Origin of the sequence: Bacillus sp. FJAT-27225 (assembly GCF_001685025.1) — a bacterium.
Lineage (GTDB): Bacteria > Bacillota > Bacilli > Bacillales > Cytobacillaceae > Bacillus_D.
The window spans coordinates 214,956-234,317 of record NZ_MAYU01000021.1; the positions used below are offsets into that span (position 1 = coordinate 214,956).

At 43.6% G+C, this 19,362-nt stretch carries 24 protein-coding genes; 7 read left to right on the forward strand and 17 right to left on the reverse strand.

From position 1 onward, the window contains the following. Positions 1–121: 121 nt before the first annotated feature. A complete protein-coding gene (locus A8F94_RS13165) occupies positions 122–403 on the reverse strand; it encodes a YlaN family protein (RefSeq protein WP_066201087.1) in 282 nt (93 codons plus the stop codon). A 172-nt stretch (positions 404–575) separates the two neighbouring features. Between A8F94_RS13165 and A8F94_RS13170 the strand changes: the two genes are divergently transcribed. After that, positions 576–1,067, forward strand: a complete 492-nt coding sequence (locus tag A8F94_RS13170; protein ID WP_066201094.1) for a hypothetical protein — start codon at positions 576–578, stop codon at positions 1,065–1,067. A 68-nt stretch (positions 1,068–1,135) separates the two neighbouring features. Here the strand turns inward: A8F94_RS13170 and A8F94_RS13175 are convergent, their stop codons facing one another. Further along, on the reverse strand, positions 1,136–2,464 hold the full coding sequence (locus A8F94_RS13175) for a PhoH family protein (RefSeq protein WP_066201097.1): 1,329 nt from the start codon (positions 2,462–2,464) through the stop codon (positions 1,136–1,138). A 288-nt stretch (positions 2,465–2,752) separates the two neighbouring features. Here A8F94_RS13175 and A8F94_RS13180 point away from each other — a divergent pair, with 288 nt between their 5' ends. Next, positions 2,753–3,337 (forward strand): YhcN/YlaJ family sporulation lipoprotein, encoded by a 585-nt coding sequence (locus tag A8F94_RS13180; RefSeq protein ID WP_066201100.1) that lies wholly within the window; start codon positions 2,753–2,755, stop codon positions 3,335–3,337. Between the two features lie 200 nt (positions 3,338–3,537). Here A8F94_RS13180 and A8F94_RS13185 read toward each other — a convergent pair whose 3' ends face one another. Then, a complete protein-coding gene (locus A8F94_RS13185; protein WP_066201103.1) occupies positions 3,538–3,993 on the reverse strand; it encodes a pyridoxamine 5'-phosphate oxidase family protein in 456 nt (151 codons plus the stop codon). Between the two features lie 151 nt (positions 3,994–4,144). Here A8F94_RS13185 and A8F94_RS13190 point away from each other — a divergent pair, with 151 nt between their 5' ends. Further along, positions 4,145–4,345, forward strand: a complete 201-nt coding sequence (locus A8F94_RS13190; RefSeq protein ID WP_066201107.1) for a YlaI family protein — start codon at positions 4,145–4,147, stop codon at positions 4,343–4,345. A 49-nt stretch (positions 4,346–4,394) separates the two neighbouring features. Here the strand turns inward: A8F94_RS13190 and A8F94_RS13195 are convergent, their stop codons facing one another. From A8F94_RS13195 to A8F94_RS25745, 6 genes are all read right to left on the reverse strand, one after another. Beyond that, a complete protein-coding gene (locus tag A8F94_RS13195; protein ID WP_066201110.1) occupies positions 4,395–4,685 on the reverse strand; it encodes a hypothetical protein in 291 nt (96 codons plus the stop codon). A gap of 17 nt (positions 4,686–4,702) precedes the next feature. Further along, the gene (locus A8F94_RS13200; RefSeq protein ID WP_175384413.1) at positions 4,703–5,011 is read right to left on the reverse strand and encodes a YlaH-like family protein; all 309 of its coding nucleotides are present in this window, start codon (positions 5,009–5,011) and stop codon (positions 4,703–4,705) included. Positions 5,012–5,028: 17 nt separating this feature from the next. Continuing rightward, the gene (gene typA, locus A8F94_RS13205) at positions 5,029–6,879 is read right to left on the reverse strand and encodes a translational GTPase TypA (RefSeq protein WP_066201112.1); all 1,851 of its coding nucleotides are present in this window, start codon (positions 6,877–6,879) and stop codon (positions 5,029–5,031) included. A gap of 245 nt (positions 6,880–7,124) precedes the next feature. Further along, positions 7,125–7,922 carry an inositol monophosphatase family protein gene (locus A8F94_RS13210; RefSeq protein ID WP_066201114.1) on the reverse strand — a complete coding sequence of 266 codons (798 nt, stop codon included), beginning with the start codon at positions 7,920–7,922 and terminating at the stop codon, positions 7,125–7,127. A gap of 182 nt (positions 7,923–8,104) precedes the next feature. Further along, positions 8,105–8,299 carry a hypothetical protein gene (locus A8F94_RS13215; protein ID WP_066201117.1) on the reverse strand — a complete coding sequence of 65 codons (195 nt, stop codon included), beginning with the start codon at positions 8,297–8,299 and terminating at the stop codon, positions 8,105–8,107. Positions 8,300–8,335: 36 nt separating this feature from the next. Then, entirely contained in the window at positions 8,336–8,500 is a 165-nt protein-coding gene (locus A8F94_RS25745) for a hypothetical protein (RefSeq protein WP_175384414.1), read from the reverse strand. A gap of 120 nt (positions 8,501–8,620) precedes the next feature. Between A8F94_RS25745 and A8F94_RS13220 the strand changes: the two genes are divergently transcribed. Next, positions 8,621–9,241: a YktB family protein gene (locus A8F94_RS13220; protein ID WP_066201120.1), complete on the forward strand. Its 621-nt coding sequence runs from the start codon at positions 8,621–8,623 to the stop codon at positions 9,239–9,241. Between the two features lie 236 nt (positions 9,242–9,477). On the opposite strand, the gene A8F94_RS13225 is transcribed toward A8F94_RS13220, so the two are convergent. Together A8F94_RS13225 and A8F94_RS13230 are read right to left on the reverse strand one after the other, a co-directional pair. Beyond that, positions 9,478–9,756 carry a UPF0223 family protein gene (locus tag A8F94_RS13225; protein WP_066201123.1) on the reverse strand — a complete coding sequence of 93 codons (279 nt, stop codon included), beginning with the start codon at positions 9,754–9,756 and terminating at the stop codon, positions 9,478–9,480. Positions 9,757–9,787: 31 nt separating this feature from the next. Continuing rightward, entirely contained in the window at positions 9,788–10,747 is a 960-nt protein-coding gene (locus A8F94_RS13230; protein WP_066201126.1) for an NAD(P)H-dependent flavin oxidoreductase, read from the reverse strand. A gap of 251 nt (positions 10,748–10,998) precedes the next feature. On the opposite strand from A8F94_RS13230, the gene A8F94_RS13235 reads away from it, so the two are divergent. Beyond that, entirely contained in the window at positions 10,999–12,471 is a 1,473-nt protein-coding gene (locus A8F94_RS13235) for an aminotransferase class I/II-fold pyridoxal phosphate-dependent enzyme (protein ID WP_066201129.1), read from the forward strand. Positions 12,472–12,641: 170 nt separating this feature from the next. On the opposite strand, the gene A8F94_RS13240 is transcribed toward A8F94_RS13235, so the two are convergent. Both A8F94_RS13240 and A8F94_RS13245 read right to left on the reverse strand, forming a co-directional pair. Continuing rightward, entirely contained in the window at positions 12,642–12,764 is a 123-nt protein-coding gene (locus A8F94_RS13240; protein ID WP_066201133.1) for a GapA-binding peptide SR1P, read from the reverse strand. A 257-nt stretch (positions 12,765–13,021) separates the two neighbouring features. Then, positions 13,022–13,321, reverse strand: a complete 300-nt coding sequence (locus A8F94_RS13245) for a DUF3055 domain-containing protein (protein WP_066201135.1) — start codon at positions 13,319–13,321, stop codon at positions 13,022–13,024. Positions 13,322–13,880: 559 nt separating this feature from the next. On the opposite strand from A8F94_RS13245, the gene A8F94_RS13250 reads away from it, so the two are divergent. Next, complete coding sequence (locus tag A8F94_RS13250; protein ID WP_175384415.1) at positions 13,881–14,318, forward strand: DUF1885 family protein; 438 nt, start codon at positions 13,881–13,883, stop codon at positions 14,316–14,318. 204 nt (positions 14,319–14,522) lie between these two features. On the opposite strand, the gene A8F94_RS25035 is transcribed toward A8F94_RS13250, so the two are convergent. Then, positions 14,523–14,762: a hypothetical protein gene (locus A8F94_RS25035; protein ID WP_077247701.1), complete on the reverse strand. Its 240-nt coding sequence runs from the start codon at positions 14,760–14,762 to the stop codon at positions 14,523–14,525. Positions 14,763–14,972: 210 nt separating this feature from the next. Between A8F94_RS25035 and A8F94_RS13255 the strand changes: the two genes are divergently transcribed. Further along, positions 14,973–15,341, forward strand: a complete 369-nt coding sequence (locus A8F94_RS13255) for a hypothetical protein (protein WP_077247702.1) — start codon at positions 14,973–14,975, stop codon at positions 15,339–15,341. A gap of 158 nt (positions 15,342–15,499) precedes the next feature. Here A8F94_RS13255 and lpdA read toward each other — a convergent pair whose 3' ends face one another. The 3 genes from lpdA to A8F94_RS13270 form a co-directional block, all read right to left on the reverse strand. Further along, a complete protein-coding gene (lpdA, locus tag A8F94_RS13260) occupies positions 15,500–16,909 on the reverse strand; it encodes a dihydrolipoyl dehydrogenase (RefSeq protein WP_066201141.1) in 1,410 nt (469 codons plus the stop codon). Between the two features lie 5 nt (positions 16,910–16,914). Continuing rightward, on the reverse strand, positions 16,915–18,273 hold the full coding sequence (locus A8F94_RS13265) for a dihydrolipoamide acetyltransferase family protein (RefSeq protein WP_066201144.1): 1,359 nt from the start codon (positions 18,271–18,273) through the stop codon (positions 16,915–16,917). 110 nt (positions 18,274–18,383) lie between these two features. Further along, on the reverse strand, positions 18,384–19,361 hold the full coding sequence (locus A8F94_RS13270) for an alpha-ketoacid dehydrogenase subunit beta (RefSeq protein WP_066201147.1): 978 nt from the start codon (positions 19,359–19,361) through the stop codon (positions 18,384–18,386). Position 19,362 lies beyond the last annotated feature (1 nt).

A 19,362-nucleotide genomic window follows, 5' to 3' on the forward strand; every position in this document is an offset into this window, starting at 1 on the left:
AAAATGTAACTTTGTTGGTGAATTCCACCAGCAGTTCTCCGGAATTCAGAATCATTTTCCTGCCAAAGAAAAATTCATCGCTCATAAATAAAACCCAAACATATTTGTTTGGGTCGATGGATTATTTTCTTAACGATGCTTCATGCAGGGCCGAAAGCTCCCGTTCCAGCTTTTCAAGAATGGCTTTGCCATCCCTTTCGTCTATAAGGCCAAGCCTGATTGCAAAATCTATTTCCCTGGATAGGCCAAACATCTGCGTGTCCAATACCTCTTCATAAAGAGGGCACTGGGGCATCGTTAAGTTATCCATTTGAACTTTTATTAATTTTAGTATTTTATCAGCGTCCGCCTGCAATAAGGCATGCGCTTTTTCCTGATGATTAATGATCATTTCGGAAGCCAACATTGATCCCCCCGTTCCGAGCAATTACCAACTATCTTTAAATTTTACCGTCCTTGGACCAAAATTGCAAGAAGAATCAGGATTTCGGGGCTAATCCTTACTAAGCTATTCTTTATGACTTTTTATGACAAACAAGTTATACTCAAATTTGATAGAGGATGGAGGAATAATTATGTCGGGAATCATACAAGTTACTGGAAAAGTTAAATTTCCTATCACCATAGACCCGGGTGTCTGGATATTCGACGAACGGAAAGTCAACCTTGATACATATTTCAGCCAGGACCAACAGAAAATAGACCTTTCCGAGAAGTACAAACAGTCTGTCTCCAGACAATGGGACAAAGAGATTACCGAAGGTGCACAGCTTCCGGAAAAGCCAACAGCAAAACTAAAAAAAACCGAAATCCTGGAAGGAACATTCGGCATGGAGCTTGCCCCCTTCCTAAAAACAGCTGAGCCCCATGCCGATGCCCATTCGCTTGTCATCTTGGCTGATGGAAAAGAATATTCATTTCCGCTAGAGGAGGCAACTACCCTGATAGCTGGATTTTCCAATAAAGGAAAGCCACTTAGGGAAGACGGGCCAATCCACATTTATAAAGGCGATGGTTCCAATCGGGATAACCCAATCAAAAATGTGACCGCATTTAAAATTATCTAACCAGAAGGCAGCCATCTGGCTGCCTTCCTCCTTATAGATCCATTCTTCCTCCTTTGACGGGCGTTTGTCTACAAAAGATCGGCTGCCAGCCTTGCCAGTCCAGAACGCTCGCCCTTCAAAAGCTTTACATGTCCTGCAATCGGCTGGTCTTTGAATTTTTCGACTACATACGTTAATCCGTTATTATAAGCATCCAGGTACGGGTGGTCAATTTGCTCGGGATCACCCATCAGAACAATTTTACTGCCTTCCCCCACCCTCGTCAGAATTGTTTTCACTTCATGTTTTGTCAGGTTTTGTGCTTCATCAATAATAATGTATTGGTCGGGAAGGCTTCTTCCCCTAATGTAAGTAAGTCCCTCCACTTCAATCGAGCCTAATCCGGCCAGTATTGCATCCAGCTCCCCAGGTTTTTTTGTATTAAATAAAAACTCAAGATTATCGTAAATAGGCTGCATCCACGGACGCAGTTTTTCCTGTTTTTCGCCAGGAAGGAAACCCAGATCTTTTCCTAGAGGGACGATTGGCCGGGCAACAAGCAGCTTTTTAAAATCCTTCAAATCCTCGATTTGCATCAGTCCGGCAGCAAGCGCGAGCAGTGTTTTTCCAGTTCCTGCTTTTCCGATTAAGGTGACAAGCGGCAAGTCCTTTCTTAGCAAGAGCTCGATTGCCATGGTTTGCTGTACGTTCCTGGGGTGGATCCCCCAGACATGCTCACTTTTAACTGCAAGTTTTTTGACGAACTTAGAAGAATTGTCTACTAGACCCAGAGCCGATGCCGAACCACCCAAAGCGTCTTTCATTATAACAAACTGATTAGGGTACAAACGTTGGCTGCCAAGTTTTTGAAGGGGAAGTTCCCCGTTTTTGTAAAATGCATTTACAAGTTCAGGCGGGAGATGTACTTCCTGAAATCCATCATATAAATGGTCAGCTTCGACCACCCTATCATTTAAAAAGTCCTCGGCATTTACGCCAATTGCATCGGCTTTGACCCGTACAAGTGCATCCTTGCTTACTAGAATGACGGTCTTGCCGTTCTCCTTCGCCTGTTCCTCCAAAAATAAATTCTTTGCTACTGCCAGAATTCTGTTATCGTTCGTTTTTTCCGTAAAAATTTCCTGGAGTTCATGAAATGACCTGTGATTTAATTCAATTCGCAAATTCCCGCCATTTTCCAATGGAATCTTCTCGTGCAGCTTACCAGTTTCTCTAAGGCTGTCTATAAGCCGCGATACTTGTCGGGCGTTTCGGCCCACTTCATCCATATATCTTTTTTTCGAATCAACTTCCTCAAGCACGACTGCAGGAATGACAACTTCATTGTCCTCAAAAGAAAAAAGTGAATACGGGTCCTGCAACAACACATTGGTGTCTAATACATATATTTTACTCAACTACATGCCTCCCGCTTCTCTGTCCTCTATTCAACTTTTGGTAAAATATATGTTTTCAGGAATAAAGATAGACGGTTTTCCGGACAATAATCTATAGATTGAACTTAAGTTTTTTCTGGATTTACGCGCCAAAAAAGAAAGCTGCCTTAAAAATCATCGCCGTGAGATGCTCATTTTTGGCTTTGGCACGAGGCGCTAAAATTCAACGGACATTCTTTTGTTCAATATATCTCTCATCGCGGATGCATTAAAAACCTTGCCGCGGTATGTTAGTAAAGGAGGCACGGCATGCACAAACTCTTGACTGTCACATCACTTCTATTCCTTTTTACCGGATGTGCTGCAAATGATTCCGGACATGAACAAAACAATAACCACAAAGTAAAGGTTCAGCAGACGGAAACCAGCGGGCCTGACAGAGAAAAAGGGCAACAATCGGCAAGGCGCCTTGAGGAATTGGCTTCATCTGTTCCGGAAGTAAATGGTGCCAATGCGGTGGTGCTTGGACGTTATGCCATTGTCGGGATTGACATAAACGCTGGTGTCGAAAGGTCAGAAGCTGGCATTATAAAATACTCCGTTTCCGAAGCGCTAAAGGAAGACCCTGATGGCGCTCGGGCCCTTGTTGTAGCCGATCCGGACATAAATGCGAGACTGAGGGAAATATCCGCTGATCTTGATGCGGGCCGCCCCATTCAAGGAATTATGTATGAGCTGGCCGATATAGCAGGGAGAATTGTTCCTGTAGCTCCCGGAAAAATCACCCAGCCGGAGACCGATGGTGAGATTGACGAGCCAAAGAACCAATTGAATTCTAATGAAAGAAAAACACTTGAAAAGAAACAGGAAGAAGAATCCAATTTTCAGAAATAAGAACAAAAGCGCAAGCACCTTCGTGACAGATGCACAGGAGCCATGCGATTCGATGATGGTTTATCGCAGGGAGGAGATGTAGGTTTCGAACGAGTAGGCACTCCTCGAAAATTGCTTTTTCTTCGTGCGATGCAATGTGCTATTGAAGCCTTCCTTACGGAGCTAGACGTAACCCAAAGAAAAAGCTTAGCCGGGATCGGCTAAGCTTTTCTTATTGCTTCCATTACTTGTGAATCCAATTGGGCAGCTGCATCCGGATCATACGTTTTATCGTACTGTGGTTCCCTAATCATTTTGGAACCATAAAACATCACATCGCGAACCTCACGTATCTTCAGTTCCACGAGGGCAAGCTTTAAAGGAATGCCATCCATTTTTTTAATTCTTATTGCGGCATTTCCATGAATTGCATATGTCGTTTCATTTGCAATGACACTGATTGCCGCTTTGCTGTTCTTTTTAATATTTTCGATTATCCTGGAACGGTTATCAACTGCGAAAAAGATCGTGGAATCATCCCTTGCCAAAAGCCAGGAAATCGCACTTACATTTGGGCCGCCAGTCTCGTGATCGATAGTAGCAAGAGTCACGAAACGTTCTTTTTGCAATTCTCCGAACAACGGTTCAATCAGTTTCGGTTCAACTCGATTGGGCATGCTTCAATCTCTCCTTTACGCACTTGCCGTACCCATATCTTACTATTTATCCCGGTCCCCTTCAACTGAATCATCTGTCAGGGCTATATAAAAGAGTGTGGCCCGTGGTATACTTGTATTACTATATCCAAGTAAGTTAGGTGGGTTCAACTTGAAGGTAAAATGTGTTTTATGCGACAAAATAGAAAATATACCGGATGATTCACACGAGGCAAAACGGCTTCGCAATCGGCCAATCCATACGTACATGTGCAAACCTTGCCATGAAAGGATTTCCGAAAGAACAAACGATAGGATTGCCAGCGGCAACTTCCGGCTCTATCGGACCAAAACCGATAAAGATGATTTTTAAGAAAAAAGCCCTCTGATAAAACTATATCAGGGGGCCTTCATTTTTAATATTAGTTATTCGGATAGTTAACGAATTTTTCAGGCTCGAGGTTGATCTGGTTCAGCATGACCTCTATCAACTCCCGAGGGAATCTTGCCTTTTTCGTTTCACCTTCACGGACATAGTGAACATAATACATCTCTTCATCTGTTTCAATGTTGATTTCTGAAATGCCATGAGTTTCTACAAGCATTTCGTCAAAAATCTCCTTTGTTTCCAAGGCAGCGGTATCGTCAGGACGAGCATCACACACAACTTTAATCGTGAGCCAATTGTATAGTGTATCCTGGACAGATTTCATCAGCTATCCCCCCTGTTTCAAGCTTGATTGCTTTCTTTCCGCTCCTGATGGAGGCGAATCTTATAAATTATAAGGATAAGCGCCGCCACAACAAGCCCCTCAGCAACCGGAAGGAAAATGCCCAAGGCAGTCAGGATGGTCCCTCCCAATGCAAGAAAGATATAAATGACTGCCTGTTTCATTAAAGGAAGTTTCTTTGCAAACCCAAGCTTGTACACAATCGCGGACAAGGCGACAATTGTCAAATACAACGGCCAAGTCCCATTTTCTTCTACATTGAATAGAGCCGCAAAAAAGGATAGCCGTTCGTCCAGCAATGCTTCCATTTCCGCCGTTCCTCCCCCTACTCCTGATTCATGTCAGCGTATTTTTTCTTTTTGGAAACCCGTTCACGTTCGTTTTTATCGAGAATTTTTTTGCGAAGACGGATTGATTCCGGTGTAACTTCACAATACTCGTCTTCGTTCAAATATTCAAGTGATTCCTCAAGAGTCATGATCCTTGGTTTTTTGATTGTTGAGGTTTGGTCCTTGTTTGCTGACCGGACGTTAGTAGCATGCTTGATTTTCGTAATGTTGACAGTGATATCATTTTCACGTGTATGTTCACCAACAATCATGCCCTCATAAATTTCTGTACCAGGCTCAACGAAAATTGTTCCCCTGTCTTCAACCTGCATAATCCCATACGTTGTGGCTTTGCCAGTCTCCATTGAAACGAGTACGCCCTGGCGCCTTCCTCCTACCTGGCCTGCAACCATAGGCTGATAGCTATCGAACGTATGATTAATAATTCCGTAACCACGTGTAAGTGTCAGGAATTCTGTTGTATAACCAATCAATCCCCTGGCTGGTACCATGAAAATAAGGCGGACCTGGCCGTTGCCGCTATTAATCATATCAGCCATTTCACCTTTACGCGTTCCAATCGATTCCATAACTCCACCTGTATATTCTTCAGGGACGTCGATCTGAACCCGCTCAATCGGCTCGCAGCGGACACCATCAATTTCTTTTACGATGACTTCAGGCTTGGATACCTGAAGTTCAAACCCTTCACGGCGCATATTCTCAATTAGAATCGACAGGTGCAATTCACCGCGTCCTGATACAACCCATGCATCTGGAGACTCCGTATTTTCAACCCGGAGACTTACATCTGTTTGCAGCTGGGCACGAAGTCGTTCCTCAATTTTTCGGGAAGTAATGAATTTACCTTCACGTCCTGCAAACGGGCTGTTGTTGACGGCAAACGTCATTTGCAGTGTAGGTTCATCAATATGAAGGACAGGCAGAGCTTCCTGATGCTCAATCGGTGTAACTGTCTCACCGACATTGATGTCTTCCATCCCGGAAACGGCAATAAGGTCCCCTGCATATGCTTCCTGAATTTCCTGGCGCTTCAAGCCAAAGAAACCAAATATTTTCGTTACCCTGAATTGTTTTACTGTCCCATCAAGTTTTATGAGGGCAACCTGCTGGCCTACCTTCATCGTCCCCCGGAACACACGGCCGATCCCAATACGGCCGACATAGTCGTTATAATCAAGGAGTGCAACCTGAAACTGGAGCGGCTCTTCGTGATTATCAACTGGTGCAGGAATATGCTCGATAATTGATTCATAAAGAACCTGCATGTTGTCTTCCTGTTTTGCTGGGTCAGGATCCAAACTTGCTGTTCCATTCAAGCCTGAAGCATAAATTACCGGGAATTCCAGCTGATCTTCATTCGCATCAAGTTCAATGAACAAATCGATGACTTCATCAATAACTTCCGCAGGGCGGGCAAAATCACGGTCAATTTTATTCACAACCACAATTGGAGTAAGGTTCTGTTCCAACGCTTTTTTCAACACGAACCTTGTCTGAGGCATCGTTCCTTCATATGCATCGACAACAAGCAAGACACCATCGACCATTTTCATGATCCGTTCCACTTCTCCGCCGAAGTCCGCGTGTCCTGGTGTATCAAGGATATTAATTTTAGTATCCTTATATTGAATTGCAGTATTTTTAGCGAGAATCGTAATACCTCGTTCTCTTTCAATGTCACCGGAATCCATCGCCCGTTCTTCAACATGTTCGTTTGAGCGGAAAATACCCGACTGTTTTAAAAGCTGGTCAACCAGCGTAGTTTTCCCATGGTCAACGTGTGCAATAATTGCTATATTTCGAATATCATTTCTTGTTTGCACTTTATTCACTCCTGCCTTCTATAAGCGGTTCATTGTATGTTCGAATGTACAACTCACATATTATACCATAACAAGTGTAAAAACCTAGCATTTTATTGAATGGTAGTATATTTCATTATTTTGCCCGTTCAAAGACTTTCAAACAAACGCTTTTTCTTGTTACCAGCAGTACAACATTTTTTATAAAAAAGCCGGCTTGTTTTCAGGCGAAATAAAAACATCGGCGGTTTTCGCGCCGATGTCAATTAGAACTTCCCATTTTTTAAGTATTGAGTAAGGATTTCCTGATGAAGTGCAGGGTCGGCAGCAAATACTGAAGACTTATTCAGGAAATCAATCTTATTCCCGTGCAGGTCTGTAATCTTTCCGCCCAGTTCCTCCACAATCACAGCACCGCCTGCTATATCCCAAGGTGCCAGTCTTGGCGAAAGATAGGCATTGACTCTGCCTGTCGCAACATAAATAAGCTCCAATGCTGCTGAGCCGTAGGATCTAGCTCCTCTGGCCTCCCTTACGAGCGGGATCATCATGTTATGGTCAATCATCTTATTTTCCATGACCCAAGTGATGTTTAAAGCCAGAATCGCTTCTTTCAAGTTGGTTTGTCCTACTTTTGGAATCTGTTTGTCATTCAAATACGCGCCTTTTCCAGAAAAGGCATGGTAGAGCTCATCGTGGACAATGTCGTAAATCAGACCAATTTTCCCTACTCCATTTTCATAAATTCCAATTGAAATGGCAAAGTTTCGTTGCTGATGGACAAAATTCATTGTCCCGTCGATTGGGTCAATAATCCAGACAATGCCATCTAAATCGGTGACAGTATCTCCGAAGCCTTCCTCCCCCAGGATCCGGTGGCCCGGGTAGGCTGCCCTAATTTTTTCAATAAAGAATTGTTCCGTTTCCCTGTCAATATGGGTAACAAGGTCATTAGGGTTCGCTTTTGTTTGGATATTCAACGTCTTGTCAAACGAAGCCCGAATTCTATCCCCGGCTTCGTATACCCAGCCCTTAGCACTTTCATACAGTTTCTCCCAATCCATTCAAAGACCTCCATTACTAAAATCAACGCATATACTTGTTAAGATTATACAAAAAGTAGTTCTCGTTCAACTTCTAGGCTTCCCTTCCATCAAAAATAATAAACGAACTCACCAGCAGGGCTAGGAGTTCGTTCTAATCAGGCGGCTTATATTTATGCATTCCTTCTTCCTCTCAGCATCCCTTATAATGCCTTGAGTCTAAGCAATTCCTGGCGTATCTTCTCGAGACGCAGCTTGCAGCTTCGCTTCATCTCTTCATTGTTTTCGCTCATTGCTTCAAACAATGTCGCAAGTTCATAATCCATTTCCATTCGTAAAACCGCAGTACGTTCCTTATCATATGCTTTTTTTCTAGTCGAATTAATTAACTGTTTCATAAGTGGAGCACTCCTTTTCTACTATTTACTGACTTTTCAGTTTTTACTATCATAGTATGAGCCATTTTGCAAAACGGCAATAAAATGTGCATTTGCCTTATAAAGTGAAACTTCAATCAGTGGGGGGTTCTTCATTCCCCGCTGATTGTTAGTTGAACCAATCGGGCTTTTACGGGCTGTTATCCCCCACCTACGCTTCATCGATTCCCCAGCCTTGAGGTGGGTCTTATAGCCCGTTAAAGCGGGATAAAAGTGTATTTAATTTCCCCACTCCACTCTATATGCTAAAATAATTTTAACTTGTGAAAGCGGGAGGTTAATATGGGATTCAACGGATTTACACAAGATGATTTCAACGTATTTACTATTGATGGGCTTGAGCCCAGAATGGATGCTATTATAACCAACATCCGCCCAAAACTTGAGTACCTGGGCAATCATTTCTCACCGATTCTTTCCATCGCTTCCGGGGAGGAACTTCATGCCCATGTTGCGAAGCATGCCAGGAGGACAATCAATCCTCCAAATGATACCTGGGTCGCTTTTGCTGCCAATCCCCGCGGCTATAAAATGGTTCCGCATTTCCAGATAGGGCTGTGGGAAACCCACTTGTTTATCTGGTTTGCTGTCATTTACGAATGCCAGGGTAAACAATCAATCGGTGAAACGTTCTTGGAGAACCTTTCTAAAATCCATCAATCAATCCCTGGGCACTTCGTTTGGTCACAGGATCATACGAAACCTGATGCTACAAAGCATAGCAGCCTTAGTAAGGACGAGCTTGCAGCTTCATTCCAGCGGTTGAAAGATATCAAGAAAGCTGAAATTCTCTGCGGCTGTCACTTCGATCGGGATACGGTTACGAAAATGGGCCCATCTGAATTGCTTAAGGAAATTGATGATGTATTTAGACAAATATTACCCCTATATAAATTGTCATAAACCTTCAAATTATTATTGAAAAATAAAGCCATAAATAGCGATGAACTTCCACTGATGGCTGGTTGGATAAGCTGCCCATGATTTCTGTCAGCGAAAAAAGGCCACTGAAAATTTCAGTGGCCTTTTTCGGTCCTATATCATAGAATTAGCTTTCCTCGTACATGCACTTCCTTGTGCAATCCAGTCCAGCCAGCATCATCCTATGCCAATTAACTGGGTATAAGGGAGGGTGTGAATTATTTATCCTTCATCTTGATCCGATCAGCGGCTGATTGTTCTTTTGCCTTGGTCACTGTCCTATAGGGGGAATAACCGCTCATTTGTTCAAACTCGCCGCAAAGCTTCTTCTCTTCCGCTTTGGAAGGGACGACTTCTTTAAAGCTTCTGTATCTATTCATCAGTTCATCCCGGCCTATCCCTTTTTCATAGGCATCCTCGATTGCCTGAAAAAATTGGATGACCTTTATTGTTTCATCTGTTGACCACGTATAATCAATTGGGTATTGATAGTCCATTTTTTTCACCTGCTTAATAAACTTAATACTCTTATTTTCCCCACTTATCGCGAATTGAAGCTGCTTCGTTCATGATTCGTTCAACCAGCTCAGCCGTAGTCGGGATATCATGAATGAGCCCAACCCCCTGGCCAGCCCAGCCAAAGCCCTCTTCTTCCTTACCTTCGTGAATAAATCTCATGTTTGCGGTCCCGCTAATATATTCCCGCAGCACTTCGTAGTCGGCCCCTTGTTTTTCCAGTTCAAGGATTTGGCTTGTCCAGTTGTTTCGAATTGCCCTCCCCGGGGCTCCGAGTGATTTTTTGATAATTGTGGTATCAGCTTCATTTGACTCGATTAATTTCCTCTTATATGCATCGCTGGCATGGATGCACTCTTTGACAGCAATAAAGCGGGTCCCCATTTCAATCCCTTCCGCCCCAAGGGCCAGTGCAGCCATAAATCCTCTTCCATCGGCAATCCCTCCGGAGGCAATGACCGGGATTGAAACCGCATCAACAACACTTGGAATTAACACCATCGATCCAATATCATCCTTGCCGAGGTGTCCCCCTCCCTCTTGGCCAACAACCATAACCGCATCTGCACCAAGCTGCTCCGCTTTTAGAGCCTGTCTCTTTGCTGCTACAAGAACAAGTTTTTTAATTCCTGTCCCGTTCAGGCGCTCAAGCAGCGGTGCTGGATTTCCGCCGGTAACCGAAATGGCCGGCACTTTTTCTTCAATCGCTACTTCCAGATACTCCTCGTAAGGCCTTCCGTGCTGGCCGATTGCAAAATTAACGCCAAAAGGTTTGTCAGTCAATTTTCTAAGTTTGTTAATTTCATTTCGCAGTTCCTCAGGGCCCTGCAACGACATTGCGGTGATTTGTCCCAGTCCGCCTGCATTCGAAACCGCCGCGGCAAGGTCAGAATAGGCAAGGTGCGCAAGACCGCCTTGAATGATTGGATACGTTACCGATAATAACTCTGTTACCCTTGTGGTCCAATCCATTATTTCTCCTCCTGTACGGTATGTATCATTGCTTCTCTTCTATTATAGGTTAATTTTCCTCTTAGTAAGGGAAACTAGAATGATAAAGGCGGAATTTCTTTAATGGCATATTTCATTCTTTGCAAACTGGAGTATAAGTGCTATAATTCTTTTGTTTTATGCCTATAGAAACAACCACTAAATTTTCATTGTAAATAAAGGCGCATAATGCGTCTATCATACTATTTTTCAGCAAAGAGGTGTGGAGAAATTTGTCCCAAAACGAAACGCCGCTTTTCAGCGGACTAGTTGCTCACGCAAAAAAGAACCCAATTCAATTCCACATACCCGGCCATAAAAAAGGCACAGGTACAGACCCTGAATTCAGAGAGTTTATCGGCGATAATGCCCTCAGCATCGATTTGATTAATATTGGGCCGCTTGATGACCTACATGCCCCAAAAGGAATCATTAAACAGGCACAGGACCTGGCTGCTGAGGCATTCGGAGCAGACCATACATTTTTCTCGGTCCAGGGAACTAGCGGGGCAATCATGACGATGGTCATGACTGTATGCGGGCCTGGCGATAAAATTATCGTGCCAAGAAACGTCCATAAGTCTGTTATGTCAGCAATTGTTTTTTCAGGTGCGATTCCAGTCTTTATCCATCCCGAAATTGATGAAAATCTTGGAATTTCCCATGGGATTACAACCGAGTCTGTAGCGAGAGCACTTGACCAGCATCCGGATGCCAAGGGTGTGCTGGTCATTAATCCAACCTATTTTGGTGTTTCTGCCGACCTGAGGAAGATTGTTGAGATTGCCCATTCTTATAATGTTCCGGTCCTTGTCGACGAAGCTCATGGGGTGCACATCCATTTTCACGAAGAGCTTCCGCTTTCAGCGATGCAAGCAGGTGCAGACATGGCTGCGACGAGTGTTCACAAGCTTGGCGGCTCAATGACACAAAGTTCGATATTAAATGTAAGAGAAGGCCTTGTTTCCTCAAAACGAGTGCAATCCATTCTCAGTATGCTGACCACCACATCGACCTCCTACCTGCTGCTGGCTTCACTGGATACTGCGCGCAGGCGGCTGGCTATGGATGGCCGAGAGCTAATCCAAAAAACGATTGAGCTGGCACAATGGATGAGGAGCAAGATAAACGAAATCGATAGGCTATACTGTGTCGGATCTGAAATTCTTACTTCCAAAGCCGCTTTTGACTATGACCCGACTAAACTAATTATCAATGTAAAAAACCTCGGTATAACAGGCTATGATGTGGAAAAGTGGCTTCGGGAAAAGTATAATATCGAGGTTGAGTTATCGGACCTTTACAACATTCTTTGTATTGTAACACCAGGGGATACGCAAAATGAGGCTGAAATCCTTGTCAATGCGCTTAGCGAGCTTGCCAGCGAATTTGGAGACCGTGCCGAGGAACCGAAACCTTTGGAGGTATTCCTTCCTGAAATTCCATTGCTCGCCTTGACTCCAAGGGACGCATTTTACGCTGAAACAGAGGTTGTCCCATTTGAGGAATCAGAAGGAAGAATCACAGCTGAATTCATTATGGTCTACCCTCCAGGCATTCCTATTATGATTCCTGGGGAAATCATTACAAGTGAAAACCTTCTTTATATTAAAAAGAACCTCGAAGTCGGGCTTCCTGTCCAAGGGCCTGAGGATGACCAAATCAAATCGATCCGTGTTATTAAAGAATATAAAGCAATCAAATAAAGTGAAACATCCATCAGTGGTGACTTTCCACTGATGATTAGTTGAACCAATCGGGCATTTAGGGACAGTTGCCTCGGAAAAAGGCTTACTGCCCCTAAATGCGGGATAAATTAAAATATAAAAACAGGATTCCAGCTGGAATCCTGTTTTTATATGAGCACTATTGGAGTTTAAAGTTCCTCATCGTGAGAATGGCATTTATTGCAGGAGCACTTTGAATAAAGTACGGTTACTTTTTCGTCTTCAAAATGATCAATCGTTGAATTGCAATCCTGGCATACAATTGTTCCCATCTTGATCCACTCCTTTGCATTTAGATATGACGCCGTTTTTATCGATTAATTCCATAATAGTATAACCTAATTGAATTTTCAAGATAAAAAGTATGACACTTTTAACTTTTTGTTACCCGATAATCCACTTAACTAACTTAATAAGGTTATTATTACCCACATATTTAAATCTGAACACTTTAATTGTCTGAAGATTTTCACGCTCATTTTTGAAGACAGATTAAAAAGACAGGCATTTAAGCCTGTCGGGTGTTAATTTATTCATATTGTGGCTGGAACGGAACAGCAGGCAGTATTTCTGTGAGAAACTCGGCCAGGTCTTCTGCCTGTCCTTGTCCATTAATGCGAAATACTTGCTGGAGGTAATTCAAATCATTCAAGTCATTGGGATCAAGGAGGACTGATTGGCCTGTTTGCATGCAGACAACAAGAGGTTTTCCGAAAAACAGTGAGGAATAAACAATTCCGAAATCATAGCGGGCGTTTTCTGTGGCAAATCCGGTAAACCGGACTTTAACGTTTTCATGCTCGTCATAGAGCTTTTCGAAAAAATCCATAACATACCTCCTTTTTATTATTAGAATATTATTATAATTCAGATTTCATAAAACCGCAAGTACTTAACGGCCCAGTGAGTAAAAATTCGAATATACGGCCGTTATATAGAGGTACTTGACGACATGTGAGTTAGGAATTGAGATGTAGGCTGTCAATAGGGAGTTAACGACCCTGCGGGTATAGAAATGGACTGCATGGTCGTCAATAGACGGTTAACGACCATGTAAGTAAGGAAATGGCGTGCAAGGTCGTCAATAGAGGGTTAACGGCCAGGTGAGTAAAGAATTAACGGCATGGTCGTCAATATAGGTTCTTGACGACCATGTAAGTATGGAAATGAGGTGCACGGTCGTCAATAGGGGGTTAACGACCATGCGGGTATAGAAATGGACTGCACGGTCGTCAATATAGGTTCTTGACGACCATGTAAGTAAGCAAATAAGGTGCACGGTCGTCAATAGACGTACTAACCAATCGGATTTTTTCCGTTGTTCAAAAATTTTAAACAATGCTACAATGGATATGGAATTGATAATCGGACTACAAGGGGGAATGGTGATGGCTGAAAACGCTTATATTAAACTTGTGCCTTCATCCGTTAAAAAATCTATTACATTAGATGAATTAAAGGAATACTTCCGCTACTACAAGGAAATCACTTCGAAAACCGGAAAACAGGTTAATTGGGAATATGGAGAAACTGCTTTTCCATATGAAATGAAAGAAACGTCAGAAGGAAGCGGGCAGTGGTTTTACCTCTCCTCAATCGATCCCGGATTATATTATGCGATTATTCTTGGAGTCGGGCAGGAAGCAATAGATGCTGAGGACGGAACTACAATTCTTCAGCCATACATACAAGTCACCTTACCGGAAGGTGCAACTGCAGGAGATAAAGGAAAAGCAAATGAGTTTTGTAAATTTCTAGCTAAGAAGCTTCAGGCAGAACTCCACTTATTTAATGGCAGAATCATGTATTACAACCCGAGAAAATAGACAAGCACCCTTTTATAGGGGGGTGCTTTTTTATTTTCTAACACCATCACCTACGCGAGCGCAAACTTCAGGTCTCCTCCCTGCGACAATCCATGTAGCAACGCACTTAGGCCCATGCACACCATCATATTCACAGAAGCTTATCTTCGTCTGCAGTTTAAGCCTTCACCCACCTCCCTGTCCTTTAGCCATTTATACAGATTTCTATCGAAGCGTAGACATCGTAAAATGAAATGCTGCGTATAATCCTAGACTGAAGACTGTAACAAAGATGGTTTTCCTCCATGAGCTGACGATTTTATTGCAAATGGTCAGTCCGAGATTTAAAAAGATAAGGAACATTAAAAAGTTATAGAGTGGATGGTCATGCTTGGAAAGCCACTCTGTCAATGTATATCCGCTCCATACCATAAATTGCAGGACCAATGCTACATATACCTTCATTGGATCACCCGCCCCGCCCGTAATAATTCAAATAGCCAAAAAGCGCTTCGTAATTGAATTATATGCAAGGGCAGTCCTATCTATTTTTCATTTCTGTAACATTTAGATGACAACAAAAGAATGTAAATACTACTGTGATAAAATAGAGTCGTGTTATTGGAGAATTGTCCGATTCGGGGTAAATACCGGAAAGAAAATGGAGGCAAAACGATGAAAGCTTTTCCTCTTTATATTCTCGCTTTAGTATTGGTGGCTACAGCATCCTGCAGCAAAGAGGAACAGGATACGCTACCGTTGGATCATAATATAAAACAGGTTATTTTCTTTTCGGACGCAACGGATTATGAGCATGAGGGAGCCTATTATGATGCCTTGATCGAGCTTAAGAAAGAATATCCAACTGAAATGGAAAACCTGATGGTTTTGTCTGAAAAAGAATTCTTCGATGATTTTGATATACAATCAGGCCCGGCATTATTGGTTATATATAAAGAGAAGGTTATGGTCCGGATTATCGGGGACGTTTCTAAAGAGCAGATTTTCATGCCCGTTTCCCAGGCGATTTCAAAAGCAAATTAAAACCCTTCCTGCTCGCAGGAAGGGTTTTATATTTGTCCAGCTGCAGTGCCGAGCCCCTCGAGGTCGCTTCGGTCCTTCAGTTGAAGTCAAAGAACGACTTCCCCTTCAGGCCCTCCAGCGCTGGTCGGGGCTATTCGCGGCACTTCCGCATGCTCTATTTACTTAATAATATGGATTGGGTTACCCAGTGCTACTTCAGCGGTTTCCATTGTAATTTCACCGAGGGTAGGATGGGCATGGATGGTCATAGCAACATCTTCAGCTGTCATGCCAGATTCAATTGCAAGGCCGATCTCTGAAATCATATCAGATGCGCCTGAACCTGCAATTTGACCACCGATGAGCAGACCATCTTCCTTGCGAGTGATCAGCTTCATGAAGCCGTCTGACTCGTTAAGAGAAAGTGCACGTCCGTTAGCCGCAAATGGGAATTTGGCAGCAATAACTTCGATTCCCTCTTCTTTAGCTTGCTCCTCAGTGTATCCAACCGATGCCAATTCTGGATCAGAGAACACAACCGCTGGAATTGCAAGATAGTCAATTTCAGATGCATGACCCGCAATAGCTTCAGCTGCAATTTTTGCTTCATAAGAAGCTTTATGTGCAAGCGGAGGCCCTGCAACGACATCGCCAATCGCGTAAATATTGCTTACGTTAGTGCGGCATTGCTTATCAATCTTGATAACTCCACGATCAGTCATTTCAACGCCAGCTTGTTCAAGGCCAAGCTCGTCGGTATTAGGACGGCGTCCAACCATGACGAATACGTAATCTGCGTCGATATTCTTTTCTTCACCTTTAACTTCATACGTAACCGTTACGCCGTCTTCTCTTTCTTCCACACCTTTAGCAAGTGCTTTCGTAACAACTTCGGCACCCTTCTTCTTAAGGTTCTTTTTAACCAAAGCTGACATTTGCTTTTCGAATCCATTGAGGATTTCATCTGCGCCTTCAAGAATTGTGACTTTTGTTCCAAAGGCTGCGTAAGCGCCGCCAAGCTCAGTTCCGATATAGCCGCCGCCGATTACGACAATGCTCTTAGGAAGTTCCTGCAGGTTTAGTGCACCTGTTGAATCCAAAACACGCTTCGAATATTTAAAAGCAGGGATTTCAATTGGACGGGAACCAGTTGCAACAATTGCATTTTTAAACGTATATGTTTGGGATGATTTTTCATCCATCACCTTAAGTGTATTAGCGTCAACGAAATAAGCTTCGCCGTAAACGACATCTACTTTATTTCCTTTTAGGAGACCAGCTACACCGCCAGTCAATTTTTTTACAACACTTTCTTTAAACGCTTGTACCTTAGAAAAATCAAGAGTAACATTTTCTGCAATAACGCCCATGCTTTCAGAATGCTTCGCATTCTCAAAACGATGGCCTGCTGAAATCAATGCCTTCGATGGAATACATCCAACATTCAGGCAAACTCCGCCAACAGTTGCCTTTTCAACAACTGTTACCTTTTGTCCAAGCTGAGCGGCACGGATGGCGGCAACATATCCGCCAGGGCCCGCGCCAATTACTATCGTATCTGTTTCAATCGGAAAATCTCCTACTACCATGCTTTTTACGCCTCCATTAACAAGAGTTCTGGATCATTCAGCAAACGCTTGATGTGGTTCAACGCATTCTGTGCAGTTGCGCCATCAATGATCCGGTGGTCAAAGCTTAGGGAAAGTGCCAGCACTGGAGCTGCAACAATTTCTCCGTCTTTTACAACGGCTTTCTCAGCGATCCGTCCAATACCAAGGATTGCTACCTCAGGATGGTTGATGACTGGAGTAAACCATTGGCCACCTGCAGAACCGATGTTTGTAATTGTGCAAGAACCGCCCTTCATTTCATCAGGAGCAAGCTTGCCGCTTCTTGCTTTGCCAGCAAGTTCGTTAATTTCATTGGAAATGTTGAATACAGACTTGCGGTCTGCATCTTTAACAACTGGTACTAGCAGGCCTTTTTCAGTGTCAGCCGCGATACCAATGTTGTAGTAATGCTTTTGAATAATTTCACCTGCAGCATCATCAATGGATGTGTTGAGTGCAGGGAATTCACGCAATGCACTTGTCAATGCTTTTACAACGTATGGAAGGAATGTAAGCTTTATACCCTTCTCGGCAGCAACTTCCTTGAACTTTTTGCGGTGTGCAACAAGCTTGGTTACATCCACTTCGTCCATTAGAGTTACGTGAGGGGCAGTTTGCTTGGAATTAACCATTGCTTTTGCAATTGCTTTCCTGATGCCGCTCATCTTTTCCCTTGTTTCTGGGTATTGGCCTTCCAGAACAACCGGAGCTTGTGCAGCTGCCTTTTGTTCTTCTTTCGCTTCAGCAGCTTGTGCAGCAGGTGCCGCTTGTGGAGCCTGGCCGCCAGCAGCGAATGCATCGATATCGCCTTTTAGTACCCGGCCGTTATTGCCAGTGCCAGCTACCATGCGGATATCAACACCTTTTTCACGGGCGTATTTTCTTACTGATGGCATCGCGATAACCCTGCGGTTCGGATCAACCTCAACCTGTGGAGCCGATGCTGCAGCAGCACCTGTCGCACCTGCAGCTTCAGGAGCTTGGGTTTCTTCTTTCTTAATATCCTGGCCCTCTTCCAGTGTGGATTGGACCTGTGCTTCTGTTTTCTCCTGGGCAGGAGTTTCATCAGCAGAGTCATCACCTTTGAATGACATGTTTTCATATCCAGGTGCATCAAATGTAATAAGTACTTGTCCAACTGTCGCTACAGTTCCTTCACCGACCAATACATCAGTTACGGTCCCTTCTACAGGGGAAGGAATTTCTACTACAGCTTTATCGTTTTGCACTTCGCAAAGAACATCGTCTTCCTGTACTTTATCGCCTGGCTTTACAAACCATTTGACGATTTCTCCTTCATGAATGCCTTCACCAATGTCAGGCATTTTGAATTGGAATGACATGAATTCACCCTCCTAAAATTTCGCATAAGCCCCTGTCAGCCCTTGAGACCTCAACAGGTTTCAAGGGCAGGAGGGTACTTAGCAATAACACGTTTGATTAATTTACTCTATTAGAACGAAAGAACTTTTTTGGCTGTTTCGATAACATCTTTATAGTTAGGAAGCCAAACTGCTTCTGCTTGCGGGAACGGGAATACTGTATCTGGTGCTGCAACACGCAATACTGGTGCCTCAAGGCTTAGAATTGCACGATCGTTGATTTCCGCTACGATTTGAGCTGCTACCCCTGCCTGTTTTTGAGCTTCCTGTACAACAATCACACGGCCAGTTTTTTCAACCGAAGCAATGATTGTCTCAATGTCGATTGGCCAAACAGTGCGAAGGTCGATAACTTCTGCAGAATGCCCTTCTTTTTCAAGCTCTTCCGCTGCCTTTAATGATTCATGGACCATTGCACCGTAGGTAACGATTGTTACGTCATTTCCTTCACGCTTTACGTCTGCTTTTCCGAGTGGAATTGTATACTCCTCTTCAGGAACTTCCTGGCGGAAAGAACGGTATAACTTCATGTGTTCCAGGAAAATGACAGTGTCATTATCACGGATTGATGAAATCAACAGACCTTTTGCATCATACGGAGTGGAAGGAATGACAACTTTAACACCAGGTGTTTGAGCCATCAACCCTTCAAGGCTGTCAGCGTGCATATCAGGAGTATGTACCCCGCCGCCGAATGGTGAACGGATCGTTACAGGTGAAGTGTAACGGCCGCCTGAGCGGTAGCGCATGCGCGCCATTTGCCCGGCAATGGAATCCATTACTTCAAACACAAATCCAAAGAATTGGATTTCCGGAACTGGACGGTATCCTTGTAAAGCGAGTCCGATAGCCAGGCCGCCAATACCTGATTCCGCTAGCGGAGTGTCAAAAACGCGGTCTTCGCCGAATTCTGCCTGAAGGCCTTCCGTTGCACGGAATACACCGCCATTTACGCCCACATCCTCACCGAATATCAATACATTCGGATCATTACGCAATTCTGTGCGCAATGCGTCAGTAATAGCTTGAATCATTGTCATTTGCGCCATG

What these genes read in the sequence shown, in the direction of transcription:
- A8F94_RS13170 (WP_066201094.1), top strand. Translation starts at nt 576, where the DNA reads ATGTCGGGAATCATACAAGTTACTGGAAAAGTTAAATTTCCTATCACC.
- A8F94_RS13180 (WP_066201100.1), top strand. Translation starts at nt 2,753, where the DNA reads ATGCACAAACTCTTGACTGTCACATCACTTCTATTCCTTTTTACCGGA.
- A8F94_RS13185 (WP_066201103.1), bottom strand. Translation starts at nt 3,993, where the DNA reads ATGCCCAATCGAGTTGAACCGAAACTGATTGAACCGTTGTTCGGAGAA.
- A8F94_RS13195 (WP_066201110.1), bottom strand. Translation starts at nt 4,685, where the DNA reads ATGAAATCTGTCCAGGATACACTATACAATTGGCTCACGATTAAAGTT.
- A8F94_RS13200 (WP_175384413.1), bottom strand. Translation starts at nt 5,011, where the DNA reads ATGGAAGCATTGCTGGACGAACGGCTATCCTTTTTTGCGGCTCTATTC.
- A8F94_RS13210 (WP_066201114.1), bottom strand. Translation starts at nt 7,922, where the DNA reads ATGGATTGGGAGAAACTGTATGAAAGTGCTAAGGGCTGGGTATACGAA.
- A8F94_RS13215 (WP_066201117.1), bottom strand. Translation starts at nt 8,299, where the DNA reads ATGAAACAGTTAATTAATTCGACTAGAAAAAAAGCATATGATAAGGAA.
- A8F94_RS25745 (WP_175384414.1), bottom strand. Translation starts at nt 8,500, where the DNA reads ATGAAGCGTAGGTGGGGGATAACAGCCCGTAAAAGCCCGATTGGTTCA.
- A8F94_RS13220 (WP_066201120.1), top strand. Translation starts at nt 8,621, where the DNA reads ATGGGATTCAACGGATTTACACAAGATGATTTCAACGTATTTACTATT.
- A8F94_RS13225 (WP_066201123.1), bottom strand. Translation starts at nt 9,756, where the DNA reads ATGGACTATCAATACCCAATTGATTATACGTGGTCAACAGATGAAACA.
- A8F94_RS13230 (WP_066201126.1), bottom strand. Translation starts at nt 10,747, where the DNA reads ATGGATTGGACCACAAGGGTAACAGAGTTATTATCGGTAACGTATCCA.
- A8F94_RS13240 (WP_066201133.1), bottom strand. Translation starts at nt 12,764, where the DNA reads ATGGGAACAATTGTATGCCAGGATTGCAATTCAACGATTGATCATTTT.
- A8F94_RS13245 (WP_066201135.1), bottom strand. Translation starts at nt 13,321, where the DNA reads ATGGATTTTTTCGAAAAGCTCTATGACGAGCATGAAAACGTTAAAGTC.
- A8F94_RS13250 (WP_175384415.1), top strand. Translation starts at nt 13,881, where the DNA reads ATGGCTGAAAACGCTTATATTAAACTTGTGCCTTCATCCGTTAAAAAA.
- A8F94_RS25035 (WP_077247701.1), bottom strand. Translation starts at nt 14,762, where the DNA reads ATGAAGGTATATGTAGCATTGGTCCTGCAATTTATGGTATGGAGCGGA.
- A8F94_RS13255 (WP_077247702.1), top strand. Translation starts at nt 14,973, where the DNA reads ATGAAAGCTTTTCCTCTTTATATTCTCGCTTTAGTATTGGTGGCTACA.
- lpdA (WP_066201141.1), bottom strand. Translation starts at nt 16,909, where the DNA reads ATGGTAGTAGGAGATTTTCCGATTGAAACAGATACGATAGTAATTGGC.
- A8F94_RS13265 (WP_066201144.1), bottom strand. Translation starts at nt 18,273, where the DNA reads ATGTCATTCCAATTCAAAATGCCTGACATTGGTGAAGGCATTCATGAA.
- A8F94_RS13270 (WP_066201147.1), bottom strand. Translation starts at nt 19,361, where the DNA reads ATGGCGCAAATGACAATGATTCAAGCTATTACTGACGCATTGCGCACA.